The following is a 16,016-nucleotide window of genomic DNA, read 5'->3' as shown; positions in this document are numbered from 1 at the left end:
AGGGGCTACGCCCGTGACCAAGCGAGTATCGCCGATTGAGCGTGTGCGTGTTGAGATGGATCAGTTGTTCGCCGCGACCGAGCGGCCGTTGACCGAGATTTTGGAGGAGGTCGGGCGGTTATCGGTGCGTCTGGTGTTTCAGGTCGCCGTGGAGGCCGAGGTAGAAGCAGTGTTGGGCCGAGCCCGTCACCAGCGTCGGGTTCAGGACGGCCCGGGCGGGTACCGCAATGGGTATCAACCGCCGGCGACGGTGAAGACCACGATGGGCTCGGTCGAATTATGCCGCCCGAAACTACGCGACACCGACGAGCGGTTCTGTTCGCGGCTATTCGGTGCCGGGGTGACGCGCACCCACGCTCTGGAGGCGTTGGTGATTTCGGGATGGGTGCGCGGTTTGTCGGATCGCGACATCGAGGCCGCGTTGGCCGAGGTGCTGGGCTCGCAGGCGGCGTTGTCGCGCTCGACGGTGAGCCGGATTTGTGCGGCCATCAAAGACGAGTTCGCTGCGTGGTCGTCTCGACGCCTTGATGAGCTGGTGTTGGACTACCTGTTCTTGGATGCCTCGAACTTTCGGATGCATCCCAACGCCCCGGCCGAGCCGGTGCTGGCCGCCTGGGGCATCTGCACCGACGGCAAGCCCCTGTTTATTGGGCTGGCCCCAGCCGCAGCGGAGTCGGCTGATGCGTGGGCCGACTTCTTGGCTGACCTGAGGAACCGGGGACTACGCCCGCCGCTACTGGGCATCTCCGACGGGGCGCCGGGCCTGATCGCCGCATGGGAGACCACGTTTCCGGCAAGCCTGCGTCAGCGGTGTCTGATCCATCGCTGCCGTAACGTCATCGCCAAGACACCTGTCGCGGTCCAGGACGAGATCAAAGCCGCGTTCTGGTCGATCTTCGATGACATTGACCAGCCACCCGGCCAGCAGGCCGTGGATGAAGCCACCCGCCGCGCCGAGGAGTTCACCACCACATACCGCGGGCTCTACCCAGCCGCGGTCGCTTGCCTGGCCAACGACTTCGCCTCGCTGAGCGTGCATTTGCGCTTCCCCCGCCAACACTGGACACGCATCCGCCATTCCAACCTCATCGAACGCACCTTCGGAGAATCCCGTCGCCGGGTCAAGGTCATCGGCCGCCTACCCGGCGAAACCAGCTGTCTGTCGCTGGTATGGGCCGTCCTCGACCGCGCCAGCCGCGGCTGGCGCGGAGTCACCCAAACATCAGCGACCAGCCGCCACCTCCAAGAACTACGCCACCAACTGCTCGAGCCACCCCGCCCACTGCATCCCCCCACCACAACAACCACGACCGACACCACCGCCGCGTAACATGACCACCAGGAACATGCGCCCAGCGTTTTTACACCAGTCCTAAGACGCCACCTGGCCGAGTTTCGCACCAACCGCTACAACCCCGAAACCAAGACCTTGGTGTTCACAGACAAGCAGGCTGCCGGGTTCGGCCATATCCAGGGGTACTACGCGAACTATTTCGGCGAGAATTCCACTAAGTACGGACTCCTTCCACGCATGATCACCAGCAAGACCGATATCCACGACCTCACTGCATTCTTCGCGTGGACGGCATGGGCGTCAGCGGCTGAGCGGCCGGGTCACACCTACAGCTACACCAACAATTGGCCGGCCGAGCCGCGGGTCGACAACGGCCCAACCGCGCCGATGGTGGTCTGGTCGGTGCTGTCACTGGTTACGCTACTCGGCGGGATTGGAATCATGTTCGCCGTTTACGGGCGGTGGAGCCAGAAGATCGGATGGCACAGCGCCGAGGGCTCCACGTTGTCGTTTCGCCAGCCTGGCGAGGTGGGTTTGACCAGATCGCAGCGCGCCGCGATCTGGATCTTCGCGGTGGTGTCGGTACTGTTTCTTGCCCAGACCTTGATGGGTGGCGCTGTCGAGCATTACCGCGCCGACTTGTCGGCCTTCTACGGCCTGGATTTGGCCAAGTTGTTGCCCTATAACCTGGCCCGAACGTGGCATGTGCAGCTGTCGTTGTTTTGGACCGCTGCCGCGTTCTTGGCGGGGGGGATATTTCTTGTTCCTTTTATCAGTCGTCACGAACCGCGGCGGCAAAGTTGGTTGGTTTACGCACTGCTCAGCGCGCTCGTGGTCGTAGTAGGCGGGTCACTGATCTGCGAAGCTCTCTCGATCTACGGAGTAATCCCCGAGGGGGGACTGTTCTCCCAGCAGTGGGAGTATCTCGACCTGCCGCGCCTGTGGCAGATCCTGCTGACCGTCGGTCTGTTTTTGTGGATTGCGATCATCTGGCGTGGTATCCGGTCGCGACTCAAAAACGAGTCGAAGATGAACCTGCCGTGGATGTTCTTCTTTACCGGGCTGGCCATCCCCGCCTTCTACGCCGTGGGCCTGTTGGCCAACCACGACACCCACTATTCGGTCGCCGACTTTTGGCGGTTCTGGGTGGTGCACTTGTGGGTAGAGGACTTCCTCGAACTATTCACCACTGTGATGGTCGCCTATATATTCGTCTTACTCGGCGTGGTACGTGAACGCATTGCGCTCGGAGTGATCTTCCTCGACATCATCTTGTACTCGGCGGGTGGCGTTATCGGCACGATGCACCACCTGTATTTCTCAGGCACTCCGGTGGAGCACATGGCCTTGGGTGCCTTCTTTTCCGCCGCTGAAGTAATCCCGCTAACATTCCTGACCGTCGAGGCATGGGCTTTCCTTCAGCTGGGATCCCGGCAGCAAAGCGATGCCACCCCGTTCCCGCACCGGTGGGCAGTGATGTTTCTCGTAGCGGTCGGATTCTGGAACTTTTTGGGAGCGGGGATCTTCGGGTTTTTGATCAACCTACCCATCGTCTCCTACTACCAGATCGGCACCGCACTAACCGCCAACCATGCCCACGGGGCGATGATGGGGGTCTACGGCATGCTCGCGGTCGGGCTGGCAATGTTTGCGTTCCGCTACGTTATTCCCGCCGGCAAGTGGCCGGAAAAGGCCGCACGACTGTCGTTTTGGTGTATGAACATCGGACTGGCCTGGATGGTGTTTGCGACGTTGCTGCCGCTGGGGGTTTTGCAGCTGTACCACTCAGTGAGCACAGGATATTTCGAGGCGCGTTCACTTGGATACATCACCCGTCCCGGCAACTCACTGATCGAGTGGCTCCGCTTGCCCGGCGATCTGATTTTTATCCTCGGCGGTGTGCTGCCATTCGTCTGGATAGCGTGGACAGCAATACGCAGTTTGCGCCACACATCGCCCAGCGATGAACTTCCTGAGTGTCCGCTCTACACGGAACTGGACCCCGTATCCTCGCGGATACAGCAGGTGTCACGGTGATATCCGTAAGCGCGACGACATGGTTGGTTGCCGGATATACACTCGCGTTGGTCGCGATAGCTTGGTGCCTGGATGCGACAGCGCGGCAGGTCTCGGGCCGTGCCGCGCGGTGGCGTAGCGGTCAATTCCGTTACCACGCCGAGCATGACGCGTGGGTATGTCCACAGGATCAATGGCTTTGGCCGAGTTCTTTCGACCCCAAACATCGGGTGATGCGCTATCGGGCAAAGCCCAGCGTGTGCAATAGCTGCCCAGTCAAATCGGACTGCACTAGCTCCGATCACGGACGCGAAATCAGCCGGGAGATCGACCCCTGGCCCCACTCCGAAGCCGGCCGCTTCCACCGTGGCATTGCCTGCTGTGTGGCGTTGTTGGGGGTGGTGATGCCAAATGTGGCACTCGTAAGGACGCATTCCCTCAACGATGCGCTGGTCCTGATCGGGGTCATAGCTGTCGCGATCGTGGCGGGGCTGCCGCTGGCCCAGCACTTGTGGAGCAGCCCGACCAACGCTCCCGAACACCTACCGCATCGCAGCGGAAGGCAAGACCAAATGGCTGCAGCGCGCGACCGCTATACGACCCGATGGAGCACAGACCGATCGCCGAAAGGCACCTCACCGTGAGCGCTTTGTCGCTCATCGTTGCAACGACCATAGCGGTGCCGTTAACGGTAATAGCGTTAGCGTCGCTGGCCGTGGTGCGCGAGTACGAACGTGGTGTGGTGTTCCGGGTGGGCCATGCACGCCCGCTGTACCAACCTGGTCTGTGGTTCTTGATTCCTTTGGTGGACAAGATGATCCGAGTAGATCAGCGGGTGGTGACGTTGACCATTCCAGCGCAGGAGGTGATCACGCGCGACAACGTTCCGGCGCGGGTCAACGCCGTGGTGATGTTCCAAGTTGTCGACCCACTGAAAGCGATTCTGGCGGTGGAGAATTACGCTGTTGCCACCTCGCAGATCGCACAAACAACGCTGCGCTCGCTGCTGGGCCGCGCTGATTTAGATACTCTGCTAGCGCAACGCGAAGACCTCAACAGCAATCTTCAGACCGTCATCGAAACACAGACTCAACCCTGGGGAATCGAAGTCCGCGTCGTGGAAATCAAGGACGTCGAGATCCCCGAACCAATGCAGCGCGCTATGGCGCGCGAAGCGGAGGCCGAACGTGAACGCCGCGCCAAAGTCATCAGCGCCCGCGGTGAACTACAAGCCTCCGACGAGTTACGCCAGGCGGCCGAAACGCTATCCAAGAACCCCGCATCGCTCCAACTACGCTATCTGCAAACTCTATTGGAGTTGGGCGCCGATCAGAACTCAACAGTGGTGTTTCCACTGCCCGTTGACATACTCAAGCCATTTCTCGATCGCGCACGAACCACGTGATCAGAAAGGCGCCATCAGGCGTGGACGGGCCCTGATTGGTTGATCCACGGCGTATGAGTGTCTTGTGACACAGCGTTACCGGCTCACGGCGAGCGTTCCGTGTGATTGCGCGTCCTGTTCGAAACGGGGCAATCTGTCGCTGAAGTTCGTTGCCCATGGAGGTGCGGTGGTCGCGCAACGGGTGCGCCGCCACGTTGAGCTGGCCGGCGTCGATGTGATTCTGGCGAACCACATGCTGAAAAATCGATGTGCTGGCGTGGGAGTACATGCTCGTAGCTGACGCGGTGGCAGGTGGTGGTCGCGTCTCATCGCTGGTGTAAATGGTCACGGGCGTAGGTTCCGTCGCAACCGACGAAAGCTATGAAGGAGGGGCTACGCCCGTGACCAAGCGAGTATCGCCGATTGAGCGTGTGCGTGTTGAGATGGATCAGTTGTTCGCCGCGACCGAGCGGCCGTTGACCGAGATTTTGGAGGAGGTCGGGCGGTTATCGGTGCGTCTGGTGTTTCAGGTCGCCGTGGAGGCCGAGGTAGAAGCAGTGTTGGGCCGAGCCCGTCACCAGCGTCGGGTTCAGGACGGCCCGGGCGGGTACCGCAATGGGTATCAACCGCCGGCGACGGTGAAGACCACGATGGGCTCGGTCGAATTATGCCGCCCGAAACTACGCGACACCGACGAGCGGTTCTGTTCGCGGCTATTCGGTGCCGGGGTGACGCGCACCCACGCTCTGGAGGCGTTGGTGATTTCGGGATGGGTGCGCGGTTTGTCGGATCGCGACATCGAGGCCGCGTTGGCCGAGGTGCTGGGCTCGCAGGCGGCGTTGTCGCGCTCGACGGTGAGCCGGATTTGTGCGGCCATCAAAGACGAGTTCGCTGCGTGGTCGTCTCGACGCCTTGATGAGCTGGTGTTGGACTACCTGTTCTTGGATGCCTCGAACTTTCGGATGCATCCCAACGCCCCGGCCGAGCCGGTGCTGGCCGCCTGGGGCATCTGCACCGACGGCAAGCCCCTGTTTATTGGGCTGGCCCCAGCCGCAGCGGAGTCGGCTGATGCGTGGGCCGACTTCTTGGCTGACCTGAGGAACCGGGGACTACGCCCGCCGCTACTGGGCATCTCCGACGGGGCGCCGGGCCTGATCGCCGCATGGGAGACCACGTTTCCGGCAAGCCTGCGTCAGCGGTGTCTGATCCATCGCTGCCGTAACGTCATCGCCAAGACACCTGTCGCGGTCCAGGACGAGATCAAAGCCGCGTTCTGGTCGATCTTCGATGACATTGACCAGCCACCCGGCCAGCAGGCCGTGGATGAAGCCACCCGCCGCGCCGAGGAGTTCACCACCACATACCGCGGGCTCTACCCAGCCGCGGTCGCTTGCCTGGCCAACGACTTCGCCTCGCTGAGCGTGCATTTGCGCTTCCCCCGCCAACACTGGACACGCATCCGCCATTCCAACCTCATCGAACGCACCTTCGGAGAATCCCGTCGCCGGGTCAAGGTCATCGGCCGCCTACCCGGCGAAACCAGCTGTCTGTCGCTGGTATGGGCCGTCCTCGACCGCGCCAGCCGCGGCTGGCGCGGAGTCACCCAAACATCAGCGACCAGCCGCCACCTCCAAGAACTACGCCACCAACTGCTCGAGCCACCCCGCCCACTGCATCCCCCCACCACAACAACCACGACCGACACCACCGCCGCGTAACATGACCACCAGGAACATGCGCCCAGCGTTTTTACACCAGTCCTAAGACGCCACCCAGGTGGTTTTGACGATGCGGTGCGGGGGTTATGACACCGCTCACACACAATTTTGAGGGCCTGGGTCACACGGCGTCGACGCGTTACCTCGATCTGGCCGCCGGTGGCTGCGGGCGGGCCCCGCGCGCAGGGCTGGTGGGCCGGAAGGGGCGGAGGTCAGATGGCGAATGTTGCTCTACGCGTCGGGTATCCGGAAAGCGCGTGCGGACTTTCGCAACCTGATCAGGGATGTCTCACCGTAACCGCGCAATCATCGTGGTGATCGAGGATGAGCCGTCGTTTCCGGGACGGGTTCACGGTTGGTGTTGTCGGTAGCGTTGATAGGGGTGAGCGGCTATGGCGCGGTTGCCGCATGGCGTTGAGCACTACTGCTTGCGGGGGTGGGATTTGACGAAGTAAGGCCCGCTCGACTGCGGCGGCTGATTCGGTCAGGGTGCCATCGATATCGAACAAGATCGCCTTACCATGTAGCACCACAGACAGCACCCTAAACGGCTTGGGCCCGCGCTGCTCAGCAATGGCGTTAAGGTCGGCGACATCCCCACCGCCGGTGTCAATAGGGAATTCGTGTGGTTCGACGACCCCGACAGCAACCGCTTTGAGCTAACCCGGCCGTTGGCCACAACCCCCGTTTGAGTCTCTCACTAACGATCGCTGAAGAATCACCGCCAGATACCTCTTAAGGTCAAACTGCGACCTGGGCTGATAGTCCCGGGGAGTGGTCGCTCGTGGCGTGTCTTGAGTTGTTTAGAAAAGAGACATCCGTAGCTGGCCGAAGTAGCGTCACGTCGAGCCAGGATCCGCGCGACCGTAGGGCATGAGCCGCGCGTGATTGAGACATTGTGGGGCGATGGCCTCCGGCTTGCGATGTGAGTTGTCATCCATGACCTCGCCGTTAAACTCGCGAGGATGCAACCGGGTCAGCTGCAGGTCGATGTCCCTCAGCTAGAAGCCACGGCCGGCGAATGGAGTCAGCGAAGCGCCGCTCTGGCAGCCTTAACGCCCCCTTCACTAGGCCAGCCGTTTCAGCCCACCACAGCTGCGGTGAGCACTGCCCACGCAGCGGTTGACCTCGCCGCAGCGGCACTCACCACCCGCGCCCAAGAAACAACCGTCGCCGTAGAGACCGGTGCGACACGGTATGCCACCAACGAAGCGATCTCAGCAACCGAAATGACGGTGGCGTCTTAGGACTGGTGTAAAAACGCTGGGCGCATGTTCCTGGTGGTCATGTTACGCGGCGGTGGTGTCGGTCGTGGTTGTTGTGGTGGGGGGATGCAGTGGGCGGGGTGGCTCGAGCAGTTGGTGGCGTAGTTCTTGGAGGTGGCGGCTGGTCGCTGATGTTTGGGTGACTCCGCGCCAGCCGCGGCTGGCGCGGTCGAGGACGGCCCATACCAGCGACAGACAGCTGGTTTCGCCGGGTAGGCGGCCGATGACCTTGACCCGGCGACGGGATTCTCCGAAGGTGCGTTCGATGAGGTTGGAATGGCGGATGCGTGTCCAGTGTTGGCGGGGGAAGCGCAAATGCACGCTCAGCGAGGCGAAGTCGTTGGCCAGGCAAGCGACCGCGGCTGGGTAGAGCCCGCGGTATGTGGTGGTGAACTCCTCGGCGCGGCGGGTGGCTTCATCCACGGCCTGCTGGCCGGGTGGCTGGTCAATGTCATCGAAGATCGACCAGAACGCGGCTTTGATCTCGTCCTGGACCGCGACAGGTGTCTTGGCGATGACGTTACGGCAGCGATGGATCAGACACCGCTGACGCAGGCTTGCCGGAAACGTGGTCTCCCATGCGGCGATCAGGCCCGGCGCCCCGTCGGAGATGCCCAGTAGCGGCGGGCGTAGTCCCCGGTTCCTCAGGTCAGCCAAGAAGCCGGCCCACGCATCAGCCGACTCCGCTGCGGCTGGGGCCAGCCCAATAAACAGGGGCTTGCCGTCGGTGCAGATGCCCCAGGCGGCCAGCACCGGCTCGGCCGGGGCGTTGGGATGCATCCGAAAGTTCGAGGCATCCAAGAACAGGTAGTCCAACACCAGCTCATCAAGGCGTCGAGACGACCACGCAGCGAACTCGTCTTTGATGGCCGCACAAATCCGGCTCACCGTCGAGCGCGACAACGCCGCCTGCGAGCCCAGCACCTCGGCCAACGCGGCCTCGATGTCGCGATCCGACAAACCGCGCACCCATCCCGAAATCACCAACGCCTCCAGAGCGTGGGTGCGCGTCACCCCGGCACCGAATAGCCGCGAACAGAACCGCTCGTCGGTGTCGCGTAGTTTCGGGCGGCATAATTCGACCGAGCCCATCGTGGTCTTCACCGTCGCCGGCGGTTGATACCCATTGCGGTACCCGCCCGGGCCGTCCTGAACCCGACGCTGGTGACGGGCTCGGCCCAACACTGCTTCTACCTCGGCCTCCACGGCGACCTGAAACACCAGACGCACCGATAACCGCCCGACCTCCTCCAAAATCTCGGTCAACGGCCGCTCGGTCGCGGCGAACAACTGATCCATCTCAACACGCACACGCTCAATCGGCGATACTCGCTTGGTCACGGGCGTAGCCCCTCCTTCATAGCTTTCGTCGGTTGCGACGGAACCTACGCCCGTGACCATTTACACCAGCGATGAGACGCGACCGAAATGACTGCCGTGCAACCTAGGCTGGTCTAGATGGTGCCGACCCTGTCCCAAGTTCGGGCATGGAGCACCGGGTATCTGATCGAGGCGGCCAGCTACTGGACTAAGACCGCCGATCAGTGGGAAGACGTGTTCTTGCAGATGCGCAACGATTCCCACACTTTGGTATGGGAAGGCGCTGGCGGTGATGCACTACGGGAGCGAACCGGCGCTGACCTCCCAATAGTGAGCGCTAAGGCCGATCAACTGTGCCAAGCCGGCAAGATCGCCCGCGATGGCGCCGGAACGATCGGCACCGTACGCCGCAGGGTGCTCTATGGCGTTGACGACGCCCACAACGCCGGTTTCGTAGTTGGAGAAGACTTCTCGGTCACCGATACTCGAACTAGCCGCAGCGCCGTTGAACAAGCGGCTCGCCAAGCCCAAGCCCAAGCATTTGCTGCCGACATCCGCCAACGCGCCGCCCAACTAGTCGGGGTTGAACGCGAGGTAGCCGCCAAAATCACCGCCGCCACCGCCGAACTCACCCCCGCCTTCCGCGAAACACCCAAAAACACACCCCACGTGCAGGCCGTGGACTACAAAACCGCGCCGCCGCCTGATCGCACGCACCCAGTCAACGATGTGATTGCCGAAGCCACCGACCTCGACGGCAACCATGTTGTACTCAGGCGCGGCTACTACAACGCAGCTAACGATAAAGGCTTCGGTTGGGACAAGATCTACTGGAAGCACGGGCTGATCAACCCGAACGTGTTCAAGGACCTGATCTCACATTCTCATCCGATAGAGAATCAAGGTGGTTCTCTGGTCTATGAGGTGCCGATCAACAAGGCCCATTGCACGTCGGGCTTTCTCGGTTTACCCAGTTGCGCCGACACCGGCGAGAGTCTGACGATGAGAATCGTGGCGAACACTAACCCCAGCTACGACGTACCCGGTGGCGGGCAGAAAGGAGTGATCACGATGTATCCCCTCCCAGGAGGCAGCGGAGTCGTTGAAGTACAAAGGAACTGGACGCTGACACCGCCATGGGTGAACAACTATGCACCCATCAACTGAATCCTCACCGGGCCAGCCCCCGACCGACGCAGAGTGCGACTTCGCAGCCAAGGTCCTCGACGAGCTGCTGCACCACATAGAGGTACGCAACGCCAATGCTGCCGCCTACCCACGGCCGGGACGTTGCACGTTCCTTGTGTCTCACGCGTGGACAGACGGCGCGGTGATGCACTTGGTTTACACCGCGCCGCCATCGGATCGTACCTGGGGCTTGGTCCGCGACACCCGAGAATCGTTGATCAACCCGTCCCCGTGGAACGAGGCCGACAATCCTGCCCTGTACTACTACCTGCTCGATCTCGAAGAGAACTGGCCAGGCGCGCACTCCCGAGAGCCCGGCGAGAATCCCGGCCGGATCTGGTGGGCAGGTGATCCACTTACGAACCTCCCCGCGCATCTCGCCAAGCTTCCCGAGGACTACCGCTACACCCCACCGCCGACAGACCCGGCGTGGATCGACCACACCCCGCCGGTAGTCAACGAACCGCGCCGCTACGTGGACCCGAACGGACTACAACCGCCGCCAGATGCGCGTCGGCCGACTCAATGAAGTAGGCAGCATCCCGATCGCTGTCCGCTGGAGTCCGGTTTGAGCGAGCGTTAGGTCGCATTGGCGGCGGCGATGTACGCCGAACTCTACGCAGATGGCAACTGCTGTTACACCGCGGCCCAGATCGCCGCCGAGTTCGGCGTCGCACGACCAACCATCTACCGGCATCTATCCGCCGCGGCCCTATCGCCAGAGTTGCATCGCTGATGCCAGATACGCAGACCTAACCGGTTCACACACTGGTCCCCTGTGTGCGAGACTCTCAATGATGGTGTCAAGCTGCGGCGGTGGCTATCGGTTTGCCGAGAGTGAACTCGCGGCCGTCGCGTAGCAGTGCCCACAGGACGTCGACGAGGCGGCGGGCCAGGGCGAGCAGGGCCTGGCTGTGGATGAGGCGTTCACCGCGTTTGCGGTCGTAGAACTGCCGTGACGGCCCGTTGGTGCGCAGGCTGGACAGCGCGGCCAGATAGAACACGCGGCGCAGTCTGCGGTTGTAGCGTTTCGGCCGGCGTAGATTGCCGCTCACGCGACCGGAGTCCTGTGGCACAGGAACCAATCCGGCGTAAGACGCCAGGCGCCCGGGCGTGGCAAACGATGCCAGGTCACCGCGGGTGACGACCAGGAACTCAGCGCCCAGGTTCGGCCCGAAGCCGGGCAGCGACTCGATGATCCGCGCGTAGGGATGATCGCGGAAGCGCTCGGCGATCATCTTGTCGATGTCTTTGATCTCGCGGTCGAGCCCGAGCAGCTTGGCCGCCGTCCGTTTGACCAAAGCGGTGGTACCGTCCTGGCCGGGCAGCGCTATCTGCTGCTCATTGGCCAGCGCTACGGCGGTGGCCGCGGTCGTGGCGATCCCGGGACGCCAGGCCTGGTTGTTGGCCAGATGGGCCGTGACGCCGTCGGTGCCGGCCGCCCGGATCTCCGCGGGGGTGCATAGCCCGGCGACCAGAATCAGCGGTGTGCGGGTGGAGTAGTCGAACGCTGCTTCCAGGGCCGGGAAGATCGACCCCAGCAGCGACCGCAACCGGTTGATACCGCGAACCCAGTCGGCCATCAAATCAGTGCGATAGCCGGTCAGCTGGGTCAACTCCATGACCAGGTCGTCGGGTATCGTCACTGTGGCGAGATCGCTTCGCATGCGGGCAGTTTCGGCGATAACCCGAGCGTCTTTGGCGTCGGTCTTACCCTCGCCCCGAAACGCACCGGTCATGGTGTTGACCACTCGGCCGGGCACATAGACCACCGATTCATCGGCAGCCAGCAGCACCGTGATTAGCATCAGCGCCAGCGGGCTGGTCAGATCGACGGCCCATCGCACCTGCTCGGCAGTCTTTTGCGCGCGGTCGATCAGCGCCTCGATCGCCCGCTGCTCGTTGGCCAATTTTTGAGTCCACACCACCGTGCCGGTCTCATCCACCGCGCACGCGTGATGGCTGGCCTTACCAACATCGATTCCGACCCACACCAGTGGCCGTCCCGTCACGGTTGTTCTCCTGTGTTCGCAGGTCAAGCCCATGGACAGCTCCGCCGACATGTCCCTAACCAGCGACGATCCGCATCAGCTCTCAATCAGCGGCCGGAGCGTCCAGCACGGTGGGGCAGCCAGCCTCACGAAGCCACACACTCAGCAACAAGATCTCAGCTACACCCCACCGCCCTGGGCATCCAGAGCATCAACCCCAGACACCCACGACCTTAGGGACAGGATCTGATTACTCCCGATTCTTTAGATGTGCGACAAGGCGAGCATTTCCTGCGGTGGCGATGCCATGCAGCACACATGGTTCGATGCACGCATGACAGACGAGGATCATTCCGTGTTCAACGATGAGAGCTGGAGGACGATCCGGGAGACCGTCGCCCGGGCGAAACAGTCCTCTATGCACTGTGCGATCGCGTCGGTCGATCCTGACGGCACACCACACATCACGCCTGTAGGAACGGTATTTCTGCGCGATGACCGCACCGGCTTCTACTTCGATCAGTACACCAGCGCGCTAGCGCGCAACATCGAGGCTGACCCCAGAGTGTGCCTGATGGCAGTCGACACTGGGCGGCTGTTCTGGCTCCGCTCGCTACTCGCAGGCCGCTTCATCGCCCCCCAGGCGTACGCCTGTTCGGCGCTGCCGGCCCCCTGCGGGCTGCAACCCAGTTCGAGCTGGAGCAAGTTAGACGAAGTGTCCGCAAAACGCAGTGGTTGAAGGGCAGCAAGATGCTCTGGTCGGATTTCAGCCATGTCCGCGATATCGCCTTTAACGGATGCCGACCGGTGCGTTATCCGGTCATGATGGGACACCTGTGGCAAGACGGCTCCTGAACGCGGCTCTCTCTACCGCTGTCCATCTGATGAGACCGGATGTGATAACGCCCGTTTCTCTAGATGTGAGACGGCGCGGTCTCAACAGCGCGATGGCTTCTGCGCGCTGGCTACGATCACACACCTCCTGGCGGTGCCGTTTCGCCACGCAACTCAACTCTGATTGCCCGTTCCGGGCAGCTTGCCGCGCCTTCGATTGCCTTCTCCAGAAGGCTTCCTTGGACGTAGGGCTTGACAACGACGCAGTAGTTCTCGGCATCGGGCTGGTAGACCTCTGGCGCAGAGGCATAGCACACGCCCCATCCCAGGCAGCGATTTCGGTTGACGACCACCCTTACCGATCCGCTGGTGTCCATGCCGGTTGCACTGAAGCGCGCCCGCACGTCATGCTGTGTGGCCGGCGTGAGTCCTCGTTTGGTGATGAGGTCGATGGCACGGTCGACCATGTCGACGTTGGTGGCAGTCCGAAACGCCAACGGGCAATCCCCGATACCCACTCGGATGCCCAAGCCACGATCCAGTGCGTGCTCCCAAAGCTCTTGACATCGTTCGGCCGAGCTCATCGCATACGGTACGACAACGATCTCGTGGTCAATCCACGTTGGGATCCTTGTCACCAGGAAATCGATGACGTCGGGTTCCGAATCGCTATAGGACACCCAGCGATCGGAGAAGAACAGCTTGATGTGCAATGGTTGCCGCAGGATCCCGATGCGGGCGGCCAGTGTCACCCAACGCAAGTCGACGGCGTTGAACACCGCGATGCTGGGCACTAGGCCCAATCTGGCAAACCGATCGGAGTTCAGGTGGCGTCTTAGGACTGGTGTAAAAACGCTGGGCGCATGTTCCTGGTGGTCATGTTACGCGGCGGTGGTGTCGGTCGTGGTTGTTGTGGTGGGGGGATGCAGTGGGCGGGGTGGCTCGAGCAGTTGGTGGCGTAGTTCTTGGAGGTGGCGGCTGGTCGCTGATGTTTGGGTGACTCCGCGCCAGCCGCGGCTGGCGCGGTCGAGGACGGCCCATACCAGCGACAGACAGCTGGTTTCGCCGGGTAGGCGGCCGATGACCTTGACCCGGCGACGGGATTCTCCGAAGGTGCGTTCGATGAGGTTGGAATGGCGGATGCGTGTCCAGTGTTGGCGGGGGAAGCGCAAATGCACGCTCAGCGAGGCGAAGTCGTTGGCCAGGCAAGCGACCGCGGCTGGGTAGAGCCCGCGGTATGTGGTGGTGAACTCCTCGGCGCGGCGGGTGGCTTCATCCACGGCCTGCTGGCCGGGTGGCTGGTCAATGTCATCGAAGATCGACCAGAACGCGGCTTTGATCTCGTCCTGGACCGCGACAGGTGTCTTGGCGATGACGTTACGGCAGCGATGGATCAGACACCGCTGACGCAGGCTTGCCGGAAACGTGGTCTCCCATGCGGCGATCAGGCCCGGCGCCCCGTCGGAGATGCCCAGTAGCGGCGGGCGTAGTCCCCGGTTCCTCAGGTCAGCCAAGAAGTCGGCCCACGCATCAGCCGACTCCGCTGCGGCTGGGGCCAGCCCAATAAACAGGGGCTTGCCGTCGGTGCAGATGCCCCAGGCGGCCAGCACCGGCTCGGCCGGGGCGTTGGGATGCATCCGAAAGTTCGAGGCATCCAAGAACAGGTAGTCCAACACCAGCTCATCAAGGCGTCGAGACGACCACGCAGCGAACTCGTCTTTGATGGCCGCACAAATCCGGCTCACCGTCGAGCGCGACAACGCCGCCTGCGAGCCCAGCACCTCGGCCAACGCGGCCTCGATGTCGCGATCCGACAAACCGCGCACCCATCCCGAAATCACCAACGCCTCCAGAGCGTGGGTGCGCGTCACCCCGGCACCGAATAGCCGCGAACAGAACCGCTCGTCGGTGTCGCGTAGTTTCGGGCGGCATAATTCGACCGAGCCCATCGTGGTCTTCACCGTCGCCGGCGGTTGATACCCATTGCGGTACCCGCCCGGGCCGTCCTGAACCCGACGCTGGTGACGGGCTCGGCCCAACACTGCTTCTACCTCGGCCTCCACGGCGACCTGAAACACCAGACGCACCGATAACCGCCCGACCTCCTCCAAAATCTCGGTCAACGGCCGCTCGGTCGCGGCGAACAACTGATCCATCTCAACACGCACACGCTCAATCGGCGATACTCGCTTGGTCACGGGCGTAGCCCCTCCTTCATAGCTTTCGTCGGTTGCGACGGAACCTACGCCCGTGACCATTTACACCAGCGATGAGACGCGACCCGAGTTCAGGCGGGTAGGGCGGATGTGATTGATCCGGAATATCTGCGGCCAAATCGACTTCCATAAACTGATTCTCGTCTTCTAGCCACAAGACGCGCTTGATGTGTTGCTCAGGGGCGAACGGCGCGAACAGTAGCTCGGTCCTAGCCGGCGGGCGCTCGGCTAGCGCCCAAATATGCTGGAGGCTAACGGCATAACTCGGGTATGCCAGCGGATCGACCTCGCGGGCTGCGGCAGCCAAGATAGCCCGGGAAATCTCGTCGTCGAACCAGGCTTGCCGACCGTCGTCGTAGCGGGCGTGGTAGTGGACTGCAGTAGCTCCATGTTGAATGCAGTCCACTACATCACGTGCGGTCTCCTCGACGCCGTAGGGCACATTGGGGTTTTCGTCCCTACTGGCTTCCTCATTAACACCGACTTCGAGATAGACTTTCCCGCCAAGGCGAAAACTCATGACGTTGCTAGCCTTTCTTCACAGATACCCATAGCCGACGATCCGCGCAACGAAATCAGCGGGAGCTACGCGCGGCTCGCATCAGAGTGATCACGCCGACGACCTCGGTTTCAGCCAGCGAACTTGGTCATCGGTGCGGGCAGCGCCAACAGCGCTGCTCGTCACCGCCGCGTCTCGACTAAACGTCAGCTGGCCTGGTGATCCAGTGCGCGCGATCAATTCCGCGGTGGTCGCGCTTGTTGATTCCACCGCTAGAACTCATCAACTGTT

The 16,016-nt window shown here is 62.3% G+C and carries 15 protein-coding genes and 1 pseudogene; 11 read left to right on the top strand and 5 right to left on the bottom strand.

Annotated elements, in window-relative coordinates:
* Positions 1–55 precede the first annotated feature (55 nt).
* The 7 genes and pseudogenes from ACO07W_RS19835 (at position 56) to ACO07W_RS19805 (ending at position 7,659) form a co-directional block, all read left to right on the top strand.
* Positions 56–1,330, top strand: coding sequence for an IS256 family transposase (locus ACO07W_RS19835; protein ID WP_421840071.1), 1,275 nt, complete (start codon positions 56–58; stop codon positions 1,328–1,330).
* A gap of 48 nt (positions 1,331–1,378) precedes the next feature.
* Positions 1,379–3,331: pseudogene (locus ACO07W_RS19830) on the top strand (nitric-oxide reductase large subunit); the annotation flags it as partial.
* The gene (locus tag ACO07W_RS19825) at positions 3,328–3,954 is read left to right on the top strand and encodes a hypothetical protein (protein WP_421845339.1); all 627 of its coding nucleotides are present in this window, start codon (positions 3,328–3,330) and stop codon (positions 3,952–3,954) included. The pseudogene ACO07W_RS19830 and the gene ACO07W_RS19825, both read left to right, overlap by 4 nt.
* The gene (locus ACO07W_RS19820; protein WP_421846127.1) at positions 3,951–4,715 is read left to right on the top strand and encodes a slipin family protein; all 765 of its coding nucleotides are present in this window, start codon (positions 3,951–3,953) and stop codon (positions 4,713–4,715) included. Before ACO07W_RS19825 ends, ACO07W_RS19820 begins: the two co-directional genes overlap by 4 nt.
* Before the next feature lie 64 nt (positions 4,716–4,779).
* On the top strand, positions 4,780–4,995 hold the full coding sequence (locus ACO07W_RS19815; protein ID WP_421845338.1) for a DUF2652 domain-containing protein: 216 nt from the start codon (positions 4,780–4,782) through the stop codon (positions 4,993–4,995).
* A 142-nt stretch (positions 4,996–5,137) separates the two neighbouring features.
* Positions 5,138–6,412, top strand: coding sequence for an IS256 family transposase (locus ACO07W_RS19810; protein WP_421840071.1), 1,275 nt, complete (start codon positions 5,138–5,140; stop codon positions 6,410–6,412).
* A 965-nt stretch (positions 6,413–7,377) separates the two neighbouring features.
* Positions 7,378–7,659: a hypothetical protein gene (locus ACO07W_RS19805; RefSeq protein ID WP_421845337.1), complete on the top strand. Its 282-nt coding sequence runs from the start codon at positions 7,378–7,380 to the stop codon at positions 7,657–7,659.
* 42 nt (positions 7,660–7,701) lie between these two features.
* On the opposite strand, the gene ACO07W_RS19800 is transcribed toward ACO07W_RS19805, so the two are convergent.
* Positions 7,702–8,976 carry an IS256 family transposase gene (locus ACO07W_RS19800; RefSeq protein ID WP_421845918.1) on the bottom strand — a complete coding sequence of 425 codons (1,275 nt, stop codon included), beginning with the start codon at positions 8,974–8,976 and terminating at the stop codon, positions 7,702–7,704.
* A 159-nt stretch (positions 8,977–9,135) separates the two neighbouring features.
* Here ACO07W_RS19800 and ACO07W_RS19795 point away from each other — a divergent pair, with 159 nt between their 5' ends.
* The 3 genes from ACO07W_RS19795 (at position 9,136) to ACO07W_RS19785 (ending at position 10,921) form a co-directional block, all read left to right on the top strand.
* Positions 9,136–10,164, top strand: coding sequence for a hypothetical protein (locus ACO07W_RS19795; RefSeq protein WP_421845168.1), 1,029 nt, complete (start codon positions 9,136–9,138; stop codon positions 10,162–10,164).
* On the top strand, positions 10,148–10,714 hold the full coding sequence (locus tag ACO07W_RS19790) for a hypothetical protein (RefSeq protein WP_421845169.1): 567 nt from the start codon (positions 10,148–10,150) through the stop codon (positions 10,712–10,714). The genes ACO07W_RS19795 and ACO07W_RS19790 overlap by 17 nt, the downstream gene beginning before the upstream one ends.
* A 72-nt stretch (positions 10,715–10,786) precedes the next feature.
* The gene (locus ACO07W_RS19785; RefSeq protein ID WP_421846097.1) at positions 10,787–10,921 is read left to right on the top strand and encodes a helix-turn-helix domain-containing protein; all 135 of its coding nucleotides are present in this window, start codon (positions 10,787–10,789) and stop codon (positions 10,919–10,921) included.
* A 67-nt stretch (positions 10,922–10,988) separates the two neighbouring features.
* Here ACO07W_RS19785 and ACO07W_RS19780 read toward each other — a convergent pair whose 3' ends face one another.
* Positions 10,989–12,197: an IS110 family transposase gene (locus tag ACO07W_RS19780; RefSeq protein WP_421844812.1), complete on the bottom strand. Its 1,209-nt coding sequence runs from the start codon at positions 12,195–12,197 to the stop codon at positions 10,989–10,991.
* Positions 12,198–12,444: 247 nt separating this feature from the next.
* On the opposite strand from ACO07W_RS19780, the gene ACO07W_RS19775 reads away from it, so the two are divergent.
* On the top strand, positions 12,445–12,915 hold the full coding sequence (locus ACO07W_RS19775) for a pyridoxamine 5'-phosphate oxidase family protein (RefSeq protein ID WP_421845170.1): 471 nt from the start codon (positions 12,445–12,447) through the stop codon (positions 12,913–12,915).
* A 232-nt stretch (positions 12,916–13,147) separates the two neighbouring features.
* On the opposite strand, the gene ACO07W_RS19770 is transcribed toward ACO07W_RS19775, so the two are convergent.
* The 3 genes from ACO07W_RS19770 to ACO07W_RS19760 all read right to left on the bottom strand — a co-directional run bounded on the left by ACO07W_RS19770 (position 13,148) and on the right by ACO07W_RS19760 (position 15,746).
* A complete protein-coding gene (locus tag ACO07W_RS19770) occupies positions 13,148–13,804 on the bottom strand; it encodes a ferredoxin (protein ID WP_421845171.1) in 657 nt (218 codons plus the stop codon).
* A gap of 87 nt (positions 13,805–13,891) precedes the next feature.
* Entirely contained in the window at positions 13,892–15,166 is a 1,275-nt protein-coding gene (locus ACO07W_RS19765) for an IS256 family transposase (RefSeq protein WP_421840071.1), read from the bottom strand.
* 58 nt (positions 15,167–15,224) lie between these two features.
* Positions 15,225–15,746: a 3-keto-5-aminohexanoate cleavage protein gene (locus tag ACO07W_RS19760; protein WP_421845336.1), complete on the bottom strand. Its 522-nt coding sequence runs from the start codon at positions 15,744–15,746 to the stop codon at positions 15,225–15,227.
* Between the last annotated feature and the right edge of the window lie 270 nt (positions 15,747–16,016).

This window comes from Mycobacterium sp. (assembly GCF_965230835.1).
Classification (GTDB): domain Bacteria; phylum Actinomycetota; class Actinomycetes; order Mycobacteriales; family Mycobacteriaceae; genus Mycobacterium.
The sequence above is the reverse complement of the archived record's forward strand: the minus strand, read 5'-3'. Positions and strand labels throughout refer to the sequence as shown.